General features: G+C 58.2%; 18 protein-coding genes and 1 other RNA gene. 13 read left to right on the top strand and 6 right to left on the bottom strand.

Annotated features, from left to right (window positions below; translation table 11 throughout):
- Positions 1-714: 714 nt before the first annotated feature.
- Together gap and tkt are read right to left on the bottom strand one after the other, a co-directional pair.
- The gene (gap, locus tag H1Y61_RS05360) at positions 715-1,722 is read right to left on the bottom strand and encodes a type I glyceraldehyde-3-phosphate dehydrogenase (RefSeq protein ID WP_156637381.1); all 1,008 of its coding nucleotides are present in this window, start codon (positions 1,720-1,722) and stop codon (positions 715-717) included.
- 198 nt (positions 1,723-1,920) lie between these two features.
- Positions 1,921-3,897, bottom strand: coding sequence for a transketolase (gene tkt / locus H1Y61_RS05355; protein WP_180573940.1), 1,977 nt, complete (start codon positions 3,895-3,897; stop codon positions 1,921-1,923).
- A gap of 451 nt (positions 3,898-4,348) precedes the next feature.
- On the opposite strand from tkt, the gene H1Y61_RS05350 reads away from it, so the two are divergent.
- From H1Y61_RS05350 to H1Y61_RS05335, 4 genes are all read left to right on the top strand, one after another.
- Positions 4,349-4,618, top strand: coding sequence for a DUF4164 domain-containing protein (locus H1Y61_RS05350; RefSeq protein WP_015917035.1), 270 nt, complete (start codon positions 4,349-4,351; stop codon positions 4,616-4,618).
- A 36-nt stretch (positions 4,619-4,654) separates the two neighbouring features.
- A complete protein-coding gene (locus tag H1Y61_RS05345) occupies positions 4,655-5,020 on the top strand; it encodes a cell division protein ZapA (protein ID WP_087729100.1) in 366 nt (121 codons plus the stop codon).
- Positions 5,021-5,084: 64 nt separating this feature from the next.
- Positions 5,085-5,242, top strand: a non-coding RNA gene (gene ssrS, locus H1Y61_RS05340) — 6S RNA.
- Between the two features lie 123 nt (positions 5,243-5,365).
- Positions 5,366-6,004, top strand: coding sequence for an FMN-binding negative transcriptional regulator (locus tag H1Y61_RS05335; RefSeq protein WP_174111624.1), 639 nt, complete (start codon positions 5,366-5,368; stop codon positions 6,002-6,004).
- Between the two features lie 148 nt (positions 6,005-6,152).
- Here H1Y61_RS05335 and H1Y61_RS05330 read toward each other — a convergent pair whose 3' ends face one another.
- Entirely contained in the window at positions 6,153-8,195 is a 2,043-nt protein-coding gene (locus H1Y61_RS05330; RefSeq protein WP_180573939.1) for a methyl-accepting chemotaxis protein, read from the bottom strand.
- Positions 8,196-8,506: 311 nt separating this feature from the next.
- Here H1Y61_RS05330 and H1Y61_RS05325 point away from each other — a divergent pair, with 311 nt between their 5' ends.
- The 6 genes from H1Y61_RS05325 (at position 8,507) to H1Y61_RS05300 (ending at position 14,734) form a co-directional block, all read left to right on the top strand.
- Positions 8,507-9,085: a 5-formyltetrahydrofolate cyclo-ligase gene (locus H1Y61_RS05325; protein ID WP_180573938.1), complete on the top strand. Its 579-nt coding sequence runs from the start codon at positions 8,507-8,509 to the stop codon at positions 9,083-9,085.
- 13 nt (positions 9,086-9,098) lie between these two features.
- A complete protein-coding gene (locus tag H1Y61_RS05320; protein WP_015917040.1) occupies positions 9,099-9,923 on the top strand; it encodes a TIGR00282 family metallophosphoesterase in 825 nt (274 codons plus the stop codon).
- A gap of 119 nt (positions 9,924-10,042) precedes the next feature.
- Positions 10,043-11,245, top strand: a complete 1,203-nt coding sequence (locus tag H1Y61_RS05315) for a phosphoglycerate kinase (protein WP_180573937.1) — start codon at positions 10,043-10,045, stop codon at positions 11,243-11,245.
- 185 nt (positions 11,246-11,430) lie between these two features.
- The gene (locus tag H1Y61_RS05310; RefSeq protein ID WP_180573936.1) at positions 11,431-12,456 is read left to right on the top strand and encodes a class I fructose-bisphosphate aldolase; all 1,026 of its coding nucleotides are present in this window, start codon (positions 11,431-11,433) and stop codon (positions 12,454-12,456) included.
- 160 nt (positions 12,457-12,616) lie between these two features.
- Positions 12,617-13,534: a PhzF family phenazine biosynthesis protein gene (locus tag H1Y61_RS05305; RefSeq protein ID WP_174111629.1), complete on the top strand. Its 918-nt coding sequence runs from the start codon at positions 12,617-12,619 to the stop codon at positions 13,532-13,534.
- Between the two features lie 42 nt (positions 13,535-13,576).
- Entirely contained in the window at positions 13,577-14,734 is a 1,158-nt protein-coding gene (locus H1Y61_RS05300; RefSeq protein ID WP_174111889.1) for an HPP family protein, read from the top strand.
- A gap of 165 nt (positions 14,735-14,899) precedes the next feature.
- Here H1Y61_RS05300 and H1Y61_RS05295 read toward each other — a convergent pair whose 3' ends face one another.
- Positions 14,900-15,055: a hypothetical protein gene (locus tag H1Y61_RS05295; RefSeq protein WP_015917045.1), complete on the bottom strand. Its 156-nt coding sequence runs from the start codon at positions 15,053-15,055 to the stop codon at positions 14,900-14,902.
- Positions 15,056-15,342: 287 nt separating this feature from the next.
- On the opposite strand from H1Y61_RS05295, the gene H1Y61_RS05290 reads away from it, so the two are divergent.
- The 3 genes from H1Y61_RS05290 (at position 15,343) to rcdA (ending at position 17,748) form a co-directional block, all read left to right on the top strand.
- A complete protein-coding gene (locus H1Y61_RS05290) occupies positions 15,343-16,626 on the top strand; it encodes an MFS transporter (RefSeq protein ID WP_174111630.1) in 1,284 nt (427 codons plus the stop codon).
- Positions 16,627-16,629: 3 nt separating this feature from the next.
- Positions 16,630-16,824, top strand: a complete 195-nt coding sequence (locus tag H1Y61_RS05285) for a DUF1192 domain-containing protein (protein ID WP_174111631.1) — start codon at positions 16,630-16,632, stop codon at positions 16,822-16,824.
- Positions 16,825-17,232: 408 nt separating this feature from the next.
- A complete protein-coding gene (rcdA, locus tag H1Y61_RS05280; RefSeq protein ID WP_015917048.1) occupies positions 17,233-17,748 on the top strand; it encodes a protease adaptor protein RcdA in 516 nt (171 codons plus the stop codon).
- Positions 17,749-17,888: 140 nt separating this feature from the next.
- Here rcdA and H1Y61_RS05275 read toward each other — a convergent pair whose 3' ends face one another.
- Positions 17,889-18,500: a cytochrome b gene (locus tag H1Y61_RS05275; RefSeq protein ID WP_180573935.1), complete on the bottom strand. Its 612-nt coding sequence runs from the start codon at positions 18,498-18,500 to the stop codon at positions 17,889-17,891.
- Between the two features lie 2 nt (positions 18,501-18,502).
- The gene (locus tag H1Y61_RS05270) at positions 18,503-19,333 is read right to left on the bottom strand and encodes an anti-sigma factor family protein (protein WP_235680835.1); all 831 of its coding nucleotides are present in this window, start codon (positions 19,331-19,333) and stop codon (positions 18,503-18,505) included.
- Positions 19,334-19,348 lie beyond the last annotated feature (15 nt).

Raw genomic sequence — 19,348 nt, 5'->3', positions numbered from 1 at the left:
GATCACCGGAGGATTTTGCCCTCTGGCGATCGGGGAGTTCGAAAGCCGCCAACAAACGACTGCCTTGGTCTTTAAGCCGAAGCTCTGGACATGCACCAAGACCTCCCCGACCATAGAAGGATGGAGAGTGGACCGTATAGACATAGTCCACCGCCTCAGCCACAAACCTATGGCTGAGGGGTGTCATTTAACGACCGACACGGGCCGTTGTTGGAGGAGTTTCGACACTCCAGGACCAGCGCGTTACAACTGGTCCCGCAACTGGTTTAGCGTATAACGAGTGGAGAGGGAAAGCGGATTTTTTGGGCTCGTATTTCAGGTCCAAACCGAGTCACAGTCAAAACCATTTTAGCTCTGCGTGCTTGGCTCCCCCTCACCCCGCCTCCGCTACGCTCGGCGGACTGACCGGGGCAGAGCCACGGGTCTCTGCCCGTCCTTCGGACCCCCGCTGGGGCGAGGAGAGAAGCCCACGCTGCGGCTCTTTCCCTCTTCTCCCCCATTACCTATGTAAAGTGGGGGGAGAAGGTGCCGGCAGGCGGATGAGGGGGCGGCGGAGCCGAAACCCGCGTTCTCGTCGGAATCAACCGCACGGGCTCTATAACCAAGGCGTTTAGAGTCTGCCGATGCTGGCCGCCCCATTTTAGCCCAAACGAACAAAAAAGCGGACCAGTTTCCCGATCCGCTTCTATCATATCATCCAGGCAGCGAAGCTGCTTAGATCAGCTTGCCCATGGCGACGGCGGTGTCGGCCATGCGGTTGGAGAAGCCCCATTCGTTGTCGTACCAGGACAGGATGCGCACCAGCTTGCCGCCGTCCATAACCTTGGTCTGGTCGCCGGAGAAGGTCGAGGAATGGCTGTCGTGGTTGAAGTCGATGGAAACCAAGGGCTCTTCGGTATAGCCGAGAATGCCCTTCAACTCGCCTTCCGCCGCAGCCTTGATGGCAGCGTTGATTTCTTCCTTGGTGACCGTGCGACCGGGGATGAACTTCAGGTCAACAACCGAGACGTTCGGGGTCGGAACGCGGATGGCCGAACCGTCCAGCTTGCCCTTCAGTTCCGGCAGAACCAGGCCGACGGCCTTGGCGGCACCGGTCGAGGTCGGGATCATCGACAGCGCAGCAGCGCGGGCGCGGTGCAGGTCCTTGTGCATCGTATCCAGCGTCGGCTGGTCGCCGGTGTAGGAATGGATGGTGGTCATGTAGCCGCTTTCGATACCGACGAGCTTTTGCAGCACGTAGGCAACCGGTGCCAGGCAATTGGTGGTGCAGGAGGCGTTGGAAACGACCAAGTCGTCCTTGGTCAGCGTGTTGTGGTTGACGCCGAAAACGATGGTCTTGTCGGCACCATCAGCAGGCGCCGAGACCAGCACGCGCTTCGAGCCATTGGCCAGGTGCAGCGATGCCTTTTCCTTGGCGGTGAAAATGCCGGTGCATTCCAGCGCGATATCGACATTGCTCCAGGGCAGGTCCTTGGGATCGCGAACCGCGGTCACCTTGATCGGCGCGCGACCATCGATGATGATGCTGTCGCCTTCAACCTTGACGGTCGAGGGGAAACGGCCATGGACGCTATCATAGCGCAGCAGATGCGCATTGGTTTCGACCGGGCCAAGATCGTTGATGGCCACGACCTCAATGTCGGTCCGACCGGATTCGATGATACCGCGCAGCACATTGCGGCCGATACGGCCAAAGCCGTTAATGGCAACTTTCACAGTCATTGCATAACTCCCGCTTCTCGGATGGCTCCGGGCTGCTGGGTGGCCCCCGGAGCGGTGATGATCTGGAACGGCGCGACGATGGCCAAGCGGTTCTCGCCTTGGGCAGCCCCAGGCATTGGGTAAAGGCACTTATGTGGTAAAGGCGTTCAGTCAAGCCCGAAGAGAAGCGGGCCCGCCAGACCCGCTCTTGAACCCTCTTCAGGAAAGCTTGGCTTCAGCCGCTTCGACAATCGCTTCAACGGTGATGCCGAAATGCTTGTACAATTCCTTGTAGGGGCCGGAAGCACCGAAGGACTTCATGCCGATAAAGGTGCCGTGCGAGCCGATGATCTCATCCCAGCCCTGACGGATTGCCGCTTCAACGCCGATCTTGACCGGAGCCGTGCCGATCACCGCGTTGCGGTATTCCTCTGGCTGCTCAAAGAACAGTTCGAAGCACGGCACGGAGACGACGCGGGCGGCAATGCCCTTGGCGGCCAGTGCTTCACGCGCCTGGATCGCCAGTTCGACTTCCGAACCGGTGGCAAAGATCGACACCTTGGCATCGTCAGCACCCAGCAGCTCATAACCGCCCTTGGCCGACAGGTTTTCTGCCGAATATTCGGTACGGGCCGCGATCAGGTTCTGACGGGTCAGCGCAATGCCGGACGGACGATCCGTATGGGTCAAGGCGATCTGCCAGCATTCCGCCACTTCCGTGGCATCAGCCGGGCGGAACATCATCAGGTTGGGGATGGCGCGCAGGGCTGCCATTTGCTCGACCGGCTGATGGGTCGGGCCATCTTCGCCAAGACCGATGGAATCATGGGTCAGGACGTGAATGACGCGAATGCCCATCAAGGAGGCCAGACGGATCGACGGACGGCAATAATCCGAGAAAATCAGGAAGCCACCGGAATACGGAATGAGACCGCCATGCAGGGCGATGCCGTTCATCGCCGCCGCCATGCCATGCTCACGAATGCCCCAATGCACGTAACGGCCCGAGAAATCGGTCGGCGTGATCGACGCGGTCTGGCTGGTCTTGGTATTGTTGGAGCCGGTGAGGTCGGCGGAACCACCAAGCGTCTCGATCACCACGCCATTGATCACTTCCAGCGCATCCTCGGAGGATTTGCGGGTGGCAAGGGTTGGCTTGGTCTCGGCCAGCTTCTTCTTATAGGAGTCGATGGCAGCATCGAAACCTTCCGGCAGCTTGCCAGCGAAGCGGCGGGTAATCTCGGCCTTGTGATCGGAGCCTCCCAGACCCTTTTCCCATTCGGCACGTGTCGCGGCACCACGCGCACCGGCTTCGCGCCAAGCGTCCAGCACATCGGCGGGCACGTGGAAAGCCTCGTCGGCCCAGCCCAGCGCCTTGCGGGTAGCGGCAATTTCGTCGGCACCGAGCGGTGAGCCATGCACCTTATGGGTGCCGGCCTTGTTGGGAGACCCAAAGCCGATCACCGTCTTACAAGCGATCATCGTCGGCTTTTCGGACAGCTGGGCGGCGGAAAGTGCAGCCGAAATCGCTTCCGGATCGTGACCGTCAACAGCCATGGTGTTCCAGCCCGAAGCGCGGAACCGGCCATGCTGGTCGGTGCTGTCGGCCAGCGAAATCGCGCCATCGATGGAAATGCCGTTATCGTCCCAGAGCACGATCAGCTTGTTGAGCTTCAGATGGCCGGCCAGCGAAATCGCTTCCTGGCTGATGCCTTCCATCAGGCAGCCATCGCCGACGATGGCATAGGTGTGGTGGTGCATCAGCTCGCTGCCGAATTCGGACGCCAGCTTCTTTTCAGCAATCGCCATGCCGACGGCATTGGCAATGCCCTGGCCGAGCGGGCCGGTTGTCGTCTCGATGCCCGAGAGATGGCCATATTCCGGATGGCCTGCGGTTTTCGAGCCGAGCTGGCGGAAATTCCTGATGTCATCGATGGAAATGTCTTCGTAGCCGGTCAGGTAGAGGACCGAATAGAGCAGCATAGAGCCATGGCCCGCCGACAGCACAAAACGGTCGCGATTGGCCCATTTCGGTGCCTTGGGATCGAAATTCAAAAAGCGGGTAAACAGCACCGTCGCGACATCGGCCATGCCCATTGGCATGCCGGGATGGCCGGAATTGGCCTTTTCGACCGCATCCATGGACAAAAATCGGATCGCATTGGCCATCCGGTTGTGCTTTTCGGGAGAAATCATGACTGTTCCGCCTGTTCCGGGTCTCGATGGACGAACGCCGTTCGGGCGAACGTCAGAAAGTGGGTGATCCTTAACATCTAGGACGGGCAAGTCAATAAATTGAGGCCGGGTGATTGCGTGGAAGGCATATTTTCGGTTTTTGCCTTAATATTGATCATTGTCTCGTATTGATGCGCGCCATGGACGACGGCGGGTCTACTCGTCCACAAGCATGACACACCGAAAAGCTGGGGTTTATTGACGCCAGCTACAGGCAATGACTAATGTCGCATGAGAACTATAGGGGCCAAGGGGTCGATTCGGCTTGCCTTTTGGAGTTTGTCAGGGAAAAATGAGGCCGGTTTTCCGAAACGACAAAGACGAGCAAGAATATCTGGGACGACCAAGAACATCTGGAGGCTTTCCGGTTCGAACAGAGCCTGAAAACTTCATCAGCCGGGACAGAGTAGAGATGGCGACGGATAAAGCGGAAGCCGCGCTCGGCGCATTGAAACAGGCCATTTCCGGCCTGGAAAATGCCATAGACATGCGACTGGAACTGCAACGCGCCAATGGCGAGGTGGAGCAGGAGGTGAAGCGCGTCCATATCGACCGCGCCCGCCTTGCCCAGGAACTTGACCAATCGCAATTTCGCGCCAATAGGCTGGAAGAGGTCAATCGCGAAGTCTCGCGCCGCCTGGTCACCGCAATGGAAACCATCAGGGCCGTACTGGACCGTTAGGCCAGCTTCGCCTCACTCAGGGATCATTCGACAGACATGGCACAAGTCACGGTCACCATCGATGGAAAAGCCTATCGCATGGCCTGCGAGGAAGGGCAGGAAAACCACCTGACCGATCTGGCCAGCCAGTTCGACCGTTATGTCAGCCACCTCAAAAGCCAGTTCGGTGAAATCGGCGACCTGCGCGTTACCGTGATGGCGGGCATCATGGTGATGGACGAATTGTCCGAGTTGAAACGCCGGATCGCGGCCGCCGAAGCCACTTCCGCCGGGGCCATCGGCCGTGAAGACGACATCCTCGCCGCCATCACGGAATTGACCGAGCGCCTGAACGGCCTGACCCGCAAACTGACCGAAAAGCCGCAGGCTGCGGCCAGCCCAACGGAAAACCAGCACCACTGAAATAAACATGGCTGCAACTGTCAGCACCACTGGCGCAAGGGCCGGAAAGCGCCTATATCTGTCATGCGGTCTGCGCCTCTCGACAGGAACACACAATCCCTGGGGCCATACCCGATCTTGAGGGAGCTGTCCCTGTTCGGACCCGTGGGTTCGGACACACGGCGCCCACCTACTTTGTAGGCTCCCAGGATCGCAAAAATCCATCGGTTGCGTGGACCGCACTTTTCCTTTCCATCAGTTTCAGACGGTTTTGGCGCAGCTATCGCTTCGTTCAAAACGGCTTGCTTTCAAAGCGGCGGGCGCGGCACAATGCACGGTAATGCTGCATAATTCCCGGAAACAGCCATGTACCAACCACCGCATTTTCGCCAGACCGACCACGAAGCGCTTTGCCAGTTCATCGTTGCACAGCCGTTTGGCCTGCTGATCACCTCTGGAAGCGGCGGATTGATCGCCAATCCCCTGCCCTTCTTCCTGTTGCGCGGTAACGACATGCAGCCGGACCGGCTGCTGGCCCATATGGCGCGGGCCAATCCGCAATGGCAGGCCATCGATGCGGGAGACGAGGTTCTCGTCGCCTTCATGGGCTCTGATCATTACATCTCACCCAATTGGTATCCCAGCAAGCAGGAAACCGGCAAAGTCGTGCCAACCTGGAATTACCAGACCGTGCAGGTCAGAGGCATGGCAAAAGCGCATCAGGACCCAGCCTGGCTGCTGGCGCAGGTCCGCCTGCTGACCGATCAGATGGAAGCCTCCGGTCCTCGTCCCTGGGCCGTCGATGATGCACCTGACAATTTCGTCGCAGCCCAGATGCGCGGCATCGTTGGGGTCGAAGTGCAGATTTCTCATCTCGAGGGCAAGCTGAAGGCCAGCCAGAACCGGACCGACATCGACCGGCAAGGCGTGCTGGATGGACTTGGCGGGCAAGAAACACCCCAGGCCAACGCCATGGCCGCGCTGATGCGACGTGCCAAGAGCTGAGCTTCAAAATTAGCAACTTCGTTTGAGAAGCTAAAGTCATTTGGTTCAAGTTGAACCTGACAACTCCATGTCTCCAAGCAAAAGAAATATCGCGTCAGCCTTCGTCCGGTCGAAAGATTGAGGCTGACGCTGGCTTGGCCTTATCCGCTTAGAACTCTTCCCAATTGTTGCCGCTTGAGGCATTGGAGGCCGCAGCGGCAGATGAGCCACCAGTGAAGGCGCTGGCCAGCTTGCCCATCATCGAGCGCGCCGGAGAACCGACAGGGCGGGAGCTGGGCTGGGCAGGTTTGATGCGCGATGCGGCCAAAGGCTTGGCGGCAGGTGCCCGTGACGCAGGGGCTGGCTGATGGTTTGGCGCCCAGGATGCGGCCTCACCCGGCACCTTGAACTCGGCAATCAGGCTGACCAATGTGGTGGCGCTTTCGGCGAGCTTGTGGGTCACGGCAGTGGTTTCTTCCACCATGGCGGCGTTTTTCTGGGTGAACTGATCCATATGGTTGACGGAGGTGTTGATCTCCTGCAAGCCGGTGCTCTGTTCGCGCGAGGACGTGGCAATCTCGGCAATCAGGCCATTGATCATCGATACCTGTTGGGAAATCGCTCCAAGCGCATCGCCGGTTTCGCGCACCAGCCTGACACCGCCAGCCACTTCCGTCCCCGACTTGCTGATCAACGCCTTGATATCCTTGGCAGCATTGGCGGAGCGCTGCGCCAGTTCGCGCACTTCCTGAGCAACCACGGCAAAGCCCTTGCCCGCCTCTCCGGCCCGTGCTGCTTCGACACCGGCATTGAGCGCGAGAAGATTGGTCTGGAAAGCGATTTCATCGATGACATTGATGATCTTGGAAATCTCGCTGGAGGCCTGTTCGATCCGGCCCATGGCCGACACCGCATCCGCCACCACCTTGGACGAGCCTTCTGTGCTGACCTGGGCATCGGAGGCGAGAGCCGCGGCCTGTTGAGCACGGTCGGCGGCGCTGCGCACCGTGCCGGTGACCTGTTCCAGCGCTGCCGAGGTCTCTTCCAGCGAGGCTGCCTGCTGCTCGGTGCGGCTGGCCAGCGCGCCTGCGGCGCTGCGCATTTCATTGCCGCTGGCCTCAACCGACATCGCCTCGTTGCGCAAACGGGCGAAGGCCAGGCTGAGATTGTTGACCGAATTGTTGAAATCGACCCGGAGCGGTTCAAGTTCAGGGATAAACGACTGGTCGATCCGCGTCGTCAGGTCGCCACTGCTCAGGCGGTTCATGGCAACTGCCAGCATATCGGCACAGTTTCGGATATTGGCGGCATCCGCATCCTTCTCAGCCTCACGCTCGGCCCGTTCCCGCTCGTTGCGTGCCCGCGTTTCGTTGGCGTCCTGTTCCAGTTGCAGCTTTTTGAGCGCGTCCTGGCGGAAAACTTCCAGTGCCCGCGCAAGCGCGCCAATCTCGTTGCGCAAACCCTGATGCGGCACTTCGACATCGGTCCGGCCATCGGCAAGACTGGAGGCCGCCGCTGTCAGTTCCGGAATCGGGCGCATGGTTTTGCGGGTGATGAACACTATCAGCAGCAGAGAGACCAGCAAGGCGATACCCGCCGTAATCGCCACGGCTTGCGCCATCTGATCGCTGATACCGGCAATTTCGGCAACACGCACACCGGCGTAGAGAATGCCGATGACAGAACCGGAGGAACTGATGATGGGCTTGTAGATCGTATAGTAATCCGTGCCGAGAATGGCGGCCTGACCACGATACGTCTCACCCTTGACGAGGGCCGAATAGACGGCACCCGTTGGATCGAGCGGCGTGCCGACAGCGCGCTGGCCATCCGGCTTGATGATATTGGTCGTGCGGCGAATGTAACCCTTGGTCGCTTCGTCAAGCGTAAACAGCGTCGCCGTCTGGCCCGTCATCCGGCCAATGGAATCGATCGTGTCATGATTGGCAAATTGCGCCGGCAGCGTCTGCGCCGAAATGCGTTCAACATTGCCATCCCTGCCCCAACTGACCTTGACGCCAGGCACATCGCGCTCCAGCAACGTGGCCGCGACCCGCAGGCTGCTGTTCTGGCTGTCGATGGCCTGCTGCGTCACACGCTCATGAACCTGCCGCGAAATCGTCCAGGCAACAGCGCCCAGAGATACAACCAATATCAGGGTGGTCACAACGGTGATCGTCCCGACCAGCCCGAAACGGGATAGAAATTTCATTGCCAAACCCTCAAATATTTATGGTCCCTTGAGCCTAAAATATTTGACGAGTGTTAAGGCAAGATTGTCACAAACCTTTCTCCAGCCCTTCACCGCCAAGGCCTTTACGTCCCATTCCAAGGGAAATAGCACCAATGCGGGACGCTTGCAGCGCGCATCTATCGGCAGAAAAGTGCAATTATTTGATTATACAACAACATAAACGCAATACTAAATTATTTATAACTAAAATACAAATTGTTCCATCGTGACCTGCTCTTGCAAAACAAAGAGAGATTATGGTTAAACAACTGCTAACAAAGAGAGAACACATGCCCTTGGACAGTACAAAAAACCATTTGCGCCAACAAAGCCTTGCCCGTCGGGACGCTATTCCTGCGCATATTCGCGCTGATCATTCAGCCGCAATTGCCCATCACGGCGCCAGCGCCATCGAGATTGCCCAAGACACCATGATTTCCGGCTTCCTGCCGATCCGCTCCGAAGTAGACACGCAACCCTTAATGGAGATGTTGCGCCAGCGCGGTGCCGATCTCTGCCTGCCCGTGGTTCTTGATCGCCAGACCATCTGCTTCCGGCAATGGCACAGCCAGGAATCGCTGATCGATACCGGTTTTGGCACACGCGGTCCCGGCCCCGATGCACCGGTGGTCGATCCACAGGTCCTGCTGATTCCGCTGGCCGCCTTCGACCGGCATGGCAACCGGATCGGCTATGGAGCAGGCCATTACGACCGGGCGATTGCCCGTTTGCATCAGAAAGGCCTTGATCCGCTTCTGATCGGCATTGCATTTGACTGTCAGGAAGTGGCAGATGTGCCTTTCGAACCCCATGACGTCGCTTTGCATGCCATTTTGACGGAAAGTGGATATAAGAACTTCAAGACCTGACTGGATTTAAGGAATGCGGCTGCTTTTTCTAGGCGACATGGTTGGCAAGACAGGCCGCACGGCGGTTTGGGAAAAGCTGCCCGGCCTGGTCTCCGACCTGAAACTGGATTTCGTCATCGTCAATGGCGAAAATGCCGCTGGCGGCTTCGGGATTACCGAGGATATTTTCCTCGAAACCATCAATGCCGGCGCCGATGTCGTCACCACGGGCAACCACGTCTGGGACCAGAAGGAAGCGATCACCTTTTCAGGTCGTCACGACCAGTTCCTGCGCCCGGCCAATTATCCGGCGGGGACACCCGGCAAAGGGTCCGGTCTCTATTATGCCCGCAACGGTGCACGTGTGCTGGTCGCCAATATCATGGGCCGGGTCTTCATGCATCCAGAACTGGACGATCCGTTCAAATCGGCGGAAACCATTCTGGCCGCCTGCCCCCTGAAGGAACAGGCCGACGCCATCATCTTCGACTTCCATGCCGAGGCCACCAGCGAAAAACAGTGTTTCGGCCATTTCGTCGATGGCCGCGCCAGTTTCGTGGTCGGCACCCACACCCATGTCCCAACCGCCGATCACCAGATTCTCAATGGCGGCACCGCCTATATGTCGGATGCGGGCATGTGCGGCGACTATGATTCGTCGCTCGGCATGGAAAAGGAAGAGCCGCTCAACCGTTTCATTTCGAAAATGCCCAAGGGCCGATTCGAAGCCGCCCACGGCCCGGCGACAATCTGCGGGGTCGGCGTCGAGATTTCCGACAGCACTGGACTGGCTGAGAAAATCGCCCCTTTGCGCATCGGCCCGCGCCTCACGGAGACCATACCCGCTTTCTGGGCTTGAAGCCTTCGGCTTCATATCCTGATTGCGCCGGGCAACAGCCCGATCAATCTTGCCTCTTGCCGAGACCGGTGTAAGGTCCCGCGCAACACCGTAACGACAGTCAACACGGGAAACTCACCATGCCTGCTTTCAAGACACTTGACGATCTCACCGATATCGCCAGCAAGCGCGTACTGTTGCGCGTTGACCTGAACGTGCCCGTCTCCGGCGGCAAGGTGACGGATGCAACCCGCATCGAGCGCGTCGCCCCGACCATCAAGGAACTGTCGGCCAAGGGCGCCAAGGTTATCCTGCTGGCCCATTTCGGTCGTCCCAAGGGCGAGCCGGTTGCCGATATGTCGCTGTCACAGATCATTTCCGCCGTCGAGGAAGTGCTGGACCAGGCGGTCGCGTTCGGCGAAGACTGCGTTGGAGAGCCGGCCGAAAGGGCCGTTGCCGCCCTGAATAATGGCGATATCCTGCTTCTGGAAAATACCCGCTTCCACAAGGGCGAGGAAAAGAACGACGCCGACTTTACCGCAGAACTCGCCAAGAACGGCGACATCTATGTCAATGACGCCTTTTCCGCTGCGCACCGCGCCCACGCCTCCACGGAAGGGCTCGCCCATATTCTGCCTGCCTATGCAGGGCGTACCATGCAGGCCGAGTTGGAAGCGCTGGAAAAGGGCCTCGGCAAGCCGACCCATCCGGTGGTCGCCATTGTCGGCGGTGCCAAGGTTTCCTCCAAGATCGACCTGCTGATGAACCTGGTCAAAAAGGTCGATGCGCTTGTCATCGGCGGTGGCATGGCCAATACATTCATCGCCGCCCAGGGGATCGATGTCGGAAAGTCGCTGTGCGAACACGATCTGGCCGCCACCGCCAAGCAGATCATGATCGAAGCGGAAACGGCTGGCTGCACCATCGTGCTGCCGGTGGACGGCGTCGTCGCTCGCGAGTTCAAGGCCAATGCCGCCAATGAGACCGTCAGCGTCTCGGCCATTCCAGCCGACGCAATGATGCTGGATGTCGGTCCGAAATCGGTGGCGGTCGTCAATGACTGGATCACCAAAGCGGCAACGCTGGTCTGGAACGGCCCGCTCGGCGCTTTTGAGATTCCTCCCTTCGATACCGCCACCGTCTCTGCCGCAAAACATGCCGCAGAGCGCAGCAAGGCTGGCAAACTGGTGTCGGTGGCTGGCGGCGGCGACACGGTCTCGGCGCTCAATCATGCTGGCGTTGTCGATGACTTTTCCTATGTCTCGACCGCAGGCGGCGCTTTCCTGGAATGGATGGAAGGCAAGGAACTGCCCGGTGTCGCCGTATTGACCCATCCAGCTTAACCAACCGACAAAAAATTTGAGGTGCGGCATGGAACAAATGCCGCACCTGAATTTCTTTTAAAAAAGATTGAATTTTAAAACGATTGAAGTGATTTCAATCGTTTCAATGACTTAACGCCCCATTTTCCTCCTGAACAACATCTGTTACGCGATATCTAGTGGTAACGTTTTTGGGAGCATAGGACATGAGTGAGAGACTTGAAGACATCGCCGTCAAGATGATGGCTGATGGCAAGGGCCTTCTGGCAGCGGACGAGTCCACGTCCACCATCAAGAAGCGTTTCGACACGATTGGCCTCGAATCGACCGAAACCAGCCGCCGCGACTACCGCGAAATGCTGTTTCGCTCCGACGAGGCGATGAAAAAATACATTTCTGGCGTCATTCTCTATGAAGAGACCCTGTATCAGAAAGCAGCCGACGGCACGCCTTTCGTTGATATCATCAAGGCCGCCGGCTCCATCCCCGGCATCAAGGTCGATACCGGCGCCAAGCCAATGGCCGGTTTCCCGGGCGAAACCTTGACGGAAGGCCTGGACGGGCTGCGTGAGCGTCTCGCCAATTACTACAAGGCCGGCGCCCGCTTTGCCAAATGGCGCGGCGTTATCGCCATTGCCGATAGCCTGCCGACCTGGGGCTCGATCAAGGCCAATAGCCAGGCGCTCGCCTATTACGCCGCCCTGTGCCAGGAAGCAGGCATCGTGCCAATCGTTGAGCCAGAAGTGCTGATGGATGGCGCTCCGGGCACCCACGACATTGCCAAATGCGCAGAAGTGACGGAATGGGTGCTGCGCACCGTCTTCCAGGATCTGTATGATGCCCGTGTCAATCTCGAAGGCATGATCCTGAAGCCCAACATGATCATCGACGGCAAGAATGCCCGTAAGGCCTCCGTCGAGGAAGTCGCAGCAGCAACCGTCAAGGTGCTGAAGGCGACGGTTCCTTCCTCCGTTCCCGGCATCGCCTTCCTGTCCGGCGGCCAGAGCACAGAGGAAGCAACCGCCCATCTCTCAGCGATGAATGCCGGTTACGACCTGCCCTGGACCCTGACCTATTCCTATGGTCGCGCCCTTCAGGATAGCGCCATTAAAACCTGGGGCGGCCGCAGCGAAAACGTCGCCGCCGGTCAGCGTGCCTTCACCCACCGCGCCCGCATGAACAGCCTGGCCGCGACTGGCACCTGGAAACAGGACCTGGAAAAGGCCGCTTGAGGGCAAGCATCGAACGCATTTGATCCGGCATCTTGAAGCCCCGCTGCACCCGGCGGGGCTTTTTCTTGTCACCCTGACAGGATTTCATCTTCATTTCGGCGACGCCGCTGCTATCGAGATCACGGTTGTTCATTACGTATCACTTGCAAGAAGGCCAGCCATGATCTCCGTGCCTTTCATCACTCTCGACGTCTTTACCGTTGAGCGGTTTCGCGGCAATCCTCTGGCAGTCATTCTCGATGGGCGCGGGCTGTCGGATACGACGATGCAGGCCATTGCCGCCGAATTCGGTTATTCTGAAACCACCTTCGTCCTGCCTCCGACAGACGCGGCCAATACCGCGCAGGTGCGGATCTTCACGCCTGTCATGGAAATACCCTTTGCCGGTCATCCTAATGTTGGCACAGCCATCGCCCTTGCCGGACAATCAACCTTGTTCGGCCAATCCCTTGGCGATGATCTGCGCTTTGAAGAAAAAGCTGGTCTCGTCACCGTTCAACTGAGCCGCGATGACAATGGTGTGGTGAAGGCCTGCATCCGTGCGCCCCAGCCTCTTTTCGTCAGCGGCCCAGTGGCAACAGCCAATCTGGCCGCCGCCATGTGCTTGGCTGAGAGTGACATTCAAACCGCAAACCATGCTCCGGCCTTTATTTCCGTCGGATTGACATTCATCGCAGCGGAGTTGACCGATCTCGCCGCCCTTGGCCGCAGCAAGCCTGATCTTGCCGCTCTCGCCCGTTTGGTCGAAATCCATGCCGACCAGGAAACGGATGGCGCAACCTTCCTCTATTGCCGAATGTCGGAAAACCATATCCGCGCCCGGATGTTTTCGCCTTTCGACAATGTTGCGGAAGATCCGGCGACCGGCAGCGCCTCAGCGGCACTTGCCGCCTATCTGGCGCAGCAGGCACCGGAAGCGGATCTTGACCAGACGCTGGTCATCGAACAGGGTGTTGAAATGGGCCGCCGCAGCCTGATAACAGTCACCGTCCAGAAAGCGGGCGGCAACATCATCCGAACCGAGATTTCAGGACACGCTGTCACCGTCATGCAAGGCACGCTCAGCATCGACAGTTGATCCACGCCATAAAGAAACGGAAAGCCAGTAATGCAATCAGGTCTGCGGGACGCATGGAAGTACCTGATCCCGGACGTGACGCCGATCAGTTCTTCAGAACAGGCCCGCTCCGCCCTCGGCGCAACGCTGGGCATTCTGGTGACTGGCGTCATCAGTGCCTTTTTGCTGGGATATTTTTTGCCGGAGCAAGCTGCAAGCCTGCCGGTGCTGATCGCGCCGATGGGAGCCTCCGCCGTGCTGCTGTTTGCTGTCCCCACCAGTCCGCTTGCCCAACCCTGGTCAATCCTGGGCGGCAATCTTTGCGCCGCACTGATTGGTGTAACCGTGGCGCAATGGGTGCCGGATCTGCTGCTTGCCAGCGCGCTGGCCATCGGCGGTGCGATTGCCGCGATGATTGCGCTGCGCTGCCTGCATCCGCCAAGCGGCGCCATCGCGCTGACTGCCGTGCTCGGCGGTCCGGGCATTCATGCGCTCGGCTATGGCTTCGTGCTCTGGCCGGTGGCTGGCAACTCCCTGCTGCTTCTGGCCAGCGCGCTGCTCTATAACCGGCTTGCGGGCCGCCGTTATCCGCATCGCGCCAAGCCTGCTTTGCCGCAAACGCCCGGCATTGCTGATACCGCAGGCTTCCAGCGTCGCGATCTCGATGACGTCCTGAAGGATTACGATGCCTTTCTCGACATCGACCGCGACGATCTGGAGGATATCCTGCGCCGCACCGAGTTGCGTGCCTATCGCCGTCGCAGCAGCCATACGACCTGCGGCGCGGTGATGATTGCGGGCATTGCCGCCCTCTCCCCGGATACGACGCTGAGCGAGGCGCTGCACCGCCTGCGCCAAAGCCGCGTCAAGGCGTTGCCGGTGACCGCCGAAGACGCCACCATTCTCGGCATCGTCACCCAGACTGACCTGATGGACAAGGCAAGCTGGTCACGGGGCAGGCCGATGATCGGTCTTGGCCGACGGCTGGCGCTGGCCTTGCAAGGCGCCTCTGCGCCAAACGGCACGGTCAAGGACATCATGACCACACCTGTGCGCACCGTCACGCCAGATGCACCGCTGTCCGAAGCCATCGTCACCTTTGCCGAAGCGGCCCTGCATCATTTGCCTGTGATCAACGCCCAGGCAAAGCTGATCGGCATGATCGCTCAAACGGATGTATTGATGGCCATGGTGCAGGCCTCAAACCAGAAAGCCAAATAGGAAAAATCATTGAAAATGACCTTTCATATCGAGCCAGCAGCACATTACAGCGCCGTGCGCCATATATGGTAAACGGCGCTGTCGGCAGCGTACAAATTTGCAGCGGTTTTACGATAAACCACAGACCTCAAGCATGAAAAGCAATCCTAAAGCTCGCGCCACATCTTAAGGCCGCACTAGCAGCGTGACGGTCCAGATGATAAAGGCCAGCACGGCAAGCTTCCAGAAGTCGCTGCGCTTTCGAAGGAATGGCAAGCCGAGTGGCCGGATCAGTTGCACGGCCATGGCCAGGATCAGAAAGGCCGATATTGCCTTGTTCATGTCTTTGGTCGCTACCTCTACGAAGCCAACGCATTTTAGCAGGAATGAAGCGCTTGTCCCCGGTCATACTGATATCACCGGGCAAAGGGAAGCAGGCTTTGCTTGGCCATCATCTGGCGGTTTGCGCCATACCCCATAAATAGCTGGAAAATCACCTGCTGTAACGTCGCAGTAACAACAGTTTGACATATTTCATAAATCGACCCCATTCCGGGGAATAATGGCCCCACGCATTCCGCGCCCTGCCACGCCTGGCCTTCGCCTCGACCCGTTCCGAAGTGATTTGCATGACCCGAAATCTGTTTCCCGTCCTCTCCCTCCTGCTTGGCACGCTGTTCCTGTTCCTCGGCAATGGTCTGCACGGGCTGCTTCTGCCGGTGCGCGGCTCGTTTGAAGGCTATTCCAATGAAGTGCTTGGCCTGCTCGGTACGTCCTGGGCGGCGGGCTTTGTGCTTGGTTGTTTCATTGCACCCAAGCTGGTGATGCGGGTCGGTCATGTGCGCGCCTTTTCCTGCTTCATCGCCATCATCGCCATCATTTCGCTGATTACCGGCTTGGTCGTCGAACAATATTCGTGGGTCGCCCTGCGAACGCTGACCGGTTTTTGCACCGCCGGCACCTCAATGATCATCGAAAGCTGGCTGAATGAGAGGGCCAGTAATGAGAGCCGTGGCTCGATCTTTTCCTTCTACATTTCCGTCACCCTGTTCGGGGTGGTCGGCGGCCAGATGATGGTGGCCTTTGGCAATATCCACACGCCAACGCTGTTCATGATCTGCGGCATTCTCTATTGCCTGGCCATGCTACCCACCACCATGTCCAACGCCGCCTCACCTCAACCGTTGAAATCCGTCAAGCTGGACCTGCCAAAACTCTATCGAAATTCGCCGGTGTCCTTTGTTGGTATTCTGCTGATCGGCATCGCCAATGGTGCCTATGGAACCTTGGTGGCGGTGTTCGGGGCCCGCGTCGGCCTGCCGGATGTAATGATTGCCAGCATGTTGAGTATCACGATCTTTGCCGGTGCTGCCGCCCAGTTTCCGGCTGGCCGCCTGTCCGACCATACGGACCGGCGCTATGTTCTGGCCGGTATTGGCTCGGTCGCCCTTTTGGCAGCCCTGCTGATTTTGATGGTACGGCCGCAGACCGCCGTTTTCCTGATCCCGCTTGTGGCGCTTTATGGGGCCGCAGCCAATTCGCTCTATCCGATCGCGGTCGCCCACGCCAATGACTTTGCCGATAGTGGCGATTTCGTCAAAGTGTCCGGCGGGTTGTTGCTGCTGTTTGGTATCGGGACCATTATCGGCCCGACCATCGGCGGGCCTGTCATGACATGGTTCGGTCCCTATGCATTGTTTGCGGTCACCGCCACCGCCCATGCTTTGCTGGTTGCCTATGCGATTTTCCGCAGCCGGTTACGCCCGACCCTCACCTCCGAGGAAAAAGAGAATTTTTCAACCGGGCATGGCCCGGTCTCGACCATGATGGCCACCCCGCAATCGGCAACACTTGACCCAAGAGCTGAACGCATGGACATCAGTGGTGAAGAGCCAGCAAACAAGGAGGCATAAGCGATGATGGAAGACCCGGACCGGCCGCGCAAACCACCGGAACACGAGATCGGCTGCGACCTTTCTCTCCTGTCGGCAAGCGAACTGGAGGCGCGAATCACTTTGCTAAAACAGGAAATCACCCGTCTCGAAACGGAAAAATCCAGCAAGATGGCGGGAAAAGCGGCAGCTGAATCGCTGTTTCGCCCTTTAAAGTAGCAGGCTATGGTTCAAAATATTACAGCTGCGCAGAATGGTAAAGATCGGGCCGGGAACCCTCGCATGCGGCGGCAAGCATCGCCGTTTTGATCTATCGCGATGCAGTATTAACCTAATATTAAGCATTTTATGAGAATGTATAACCTGTCCGGTTCTTCTGGATTCAGACAGTTTCACCAAATGGCGATTTGGTCTGATTTTTCTCCCTGTTTTACCTTGAGAGCCGCTTTTGCGGCTCTTTTTTTATGCCTTTCGACTTTACCTAAAACTGTGGGAATTAACCCTTTCTTAAGAAACGACTTGCGCATTTGGGGTATTGGTAGCATCGTTCACCCATGGAATTGGCGCTGGACTTCGTTAACCGCCGCGCTACGTCAATAAGTGATGCGTAAGACAGGGAAAATGTCGATGTCGGAACTTGGATTGAATACGGTCAGCTTTGCCGGGCGCGCTGCTTCGTCGTCGCAGTTCAAGGCGACCTATGCAGAAGGCATGGGGCTGGTCGAAGAAACCGCCGCATATCTCGACGGCCCCGGCCGTTCGGCTGCAAAGGTTCTGCCCCGCATGGCCTCCGTGCTCTATGCAGCTGAATCCATGCGCCTGACCACACGCCTGATGCAGATGGCCTCCTGGCTTCTTTTGCAGCGCGCCGTCAATAATGGCGAAATGTCGCGCGACCAGGTGATTTCTGAGAAGAGCAAGGTCCGTCTGGACGGCTTCAACGTCGACCGCAATGCGCCAGGCTGGAACGATCTGCCGGAATCCTTCCGCGACCTGATCGAACGCTCCCTGCGCCTTCAGAATCGGATTGCCCTGCTGGACCGCGAAATCTATCGTCCGAATGACACATCCATCGTGCCGGACAATGAGAACAGCGTCCAAGCTCAACTGAATCTGCTGCGCACGGCGTTTAACGCTAACTGATCGGTACGGACAGAATTGAAATGCAGGAAAGGGCGGGGATGAACCCGCCTTTTTCTATTGCCTCATAGGTCTGTGCAGCCATTCCGTCTGCAATCACAGCATGGTGCAGAAAACCGGTTCCCACTTTTCGGTCCGATGCTCTAGCAATCGTCTCTTTCCTTAAAGATCGGCAGCATCCGGCGCAGCGTTGCATCCTTTCGCACCCCATGATGCCAAAATGCGGCCAGGGCATGCAACAGGACAAGACCCGCCGCCGCATAGGCCAGCGTCGCATGCACGCTCGTCCAGAATGCCTCGGCTTGATCGGATATCGCCATTGGCAGGCCCGGCACCACAATCAAATCGAACACAAAGCTCGGAATCTGAAGTGGCGAAGTAGAGGCAACGGCCCACCCCGCCATCGGCACCGCCACGGTCAGCATCAGCAAGGCAAAATGCGCACTGCGGGCGGCAAAGACTTCCACGCGCCCACTGACGTCAAGCGACTTGGGTTTGACACTGACCAGCGACAGGACAACACGGGGAATTGCAAGCATCAGCACCAGGAAGCCGAAAGACTTGTGCCACTGGAAAAGAGTGAATTGCAAAGCCGGATCGATATCAGCACCAGTCATCAGATATCCGAGAATGATCTGCCCTAGAAACAGCAGGGCAATGGTCCAGTGAAAAGCGATGGAAAGCCAGCCATAGGACTGCGACGCACCACGCTTGGCTGATGATTGCTTCGCGGATAGTTTTAAGGGGACATCCATACTCAACTCAATTGCTTGTAGGTTTCATCGGCAAGCACCTGCATACGATCCTGTGGAAGATCGCCGATCAAGGCGCAGCGGATGGTTTCGTCGTTCCAGAACAGGGCCTGAAGGCCATCCGCCCCGGTGCGGCTGCTCGTCCGGCGAATTGCGGTTTCCGGCTCATTGCGCGACGGAACGATATAGAGCGTGACGCGCTGGCCGGTCTCATCCTCATACATTAATTGTGCCGCAGCACCGTCGGCGCTGGGCAGCAACCTGCCTCCCACCAGCATAAAACCATAGGCCTTCAGGTCCGGGATCGCCAAGGGACGATCCAGGCGCTTCGACAGCCAGGTTTTCAACTGCGGCGCGTCTTCAGCCCGAACTTCGACGGGGTGAATGACTTCGCTCGCGTAAAGCATATGCGCCTGCGTCGCCTCAGCGACCAACGGATCAGATGGTCTCGCACTGGAGATCAACAGGCCCCGCCCGAACCAGCCGCCAGTCAGCCCAACTGCCAGGATAACAACGGCAGCGGCAGCGAATTTTCGCCAGTCGGTACGGTGAGGATCTATTGGATGAATTTGGTCTTTTCTTGCAAACCATGCAGCGCTTTTCCCCGATAAGCGTGCAGAGCGCAACCGGTTGTCGATGCTATGCACATCGAGCCGTGCAGGCACCGGCTCAGCCGAAACAGACCCGTATAGCGCCTGCAACGCCGCATTTTGCTGGCGCCATGTTTCGACTTTTTGCGCCTCTTCGGGATGGTCAGCAAGATAACGGGCGACGGCTTCACGCTCGCGCTCGCCAAGCCGTCCGTCGGCAAAAGCGATCAGGTCACTCTCTGTCATCTGTGGCGCACCACT

Source organism: Agrobacterium vitis (assembly GCF_013426735.1).
In the GTDB taxonomy this organism is placed as follows: domain Bacteria; phylum Pseudomonadota; class Alphaproteobacteria; order Rhizobiales; family Rhizobiaceae; genus Allorhizobium; species Allorhizobium vitis_D.
Note: the sequence above shows the minus strand (reverse complement) of the source record. Positions and strands in the feature narration are given on the sequence as shown.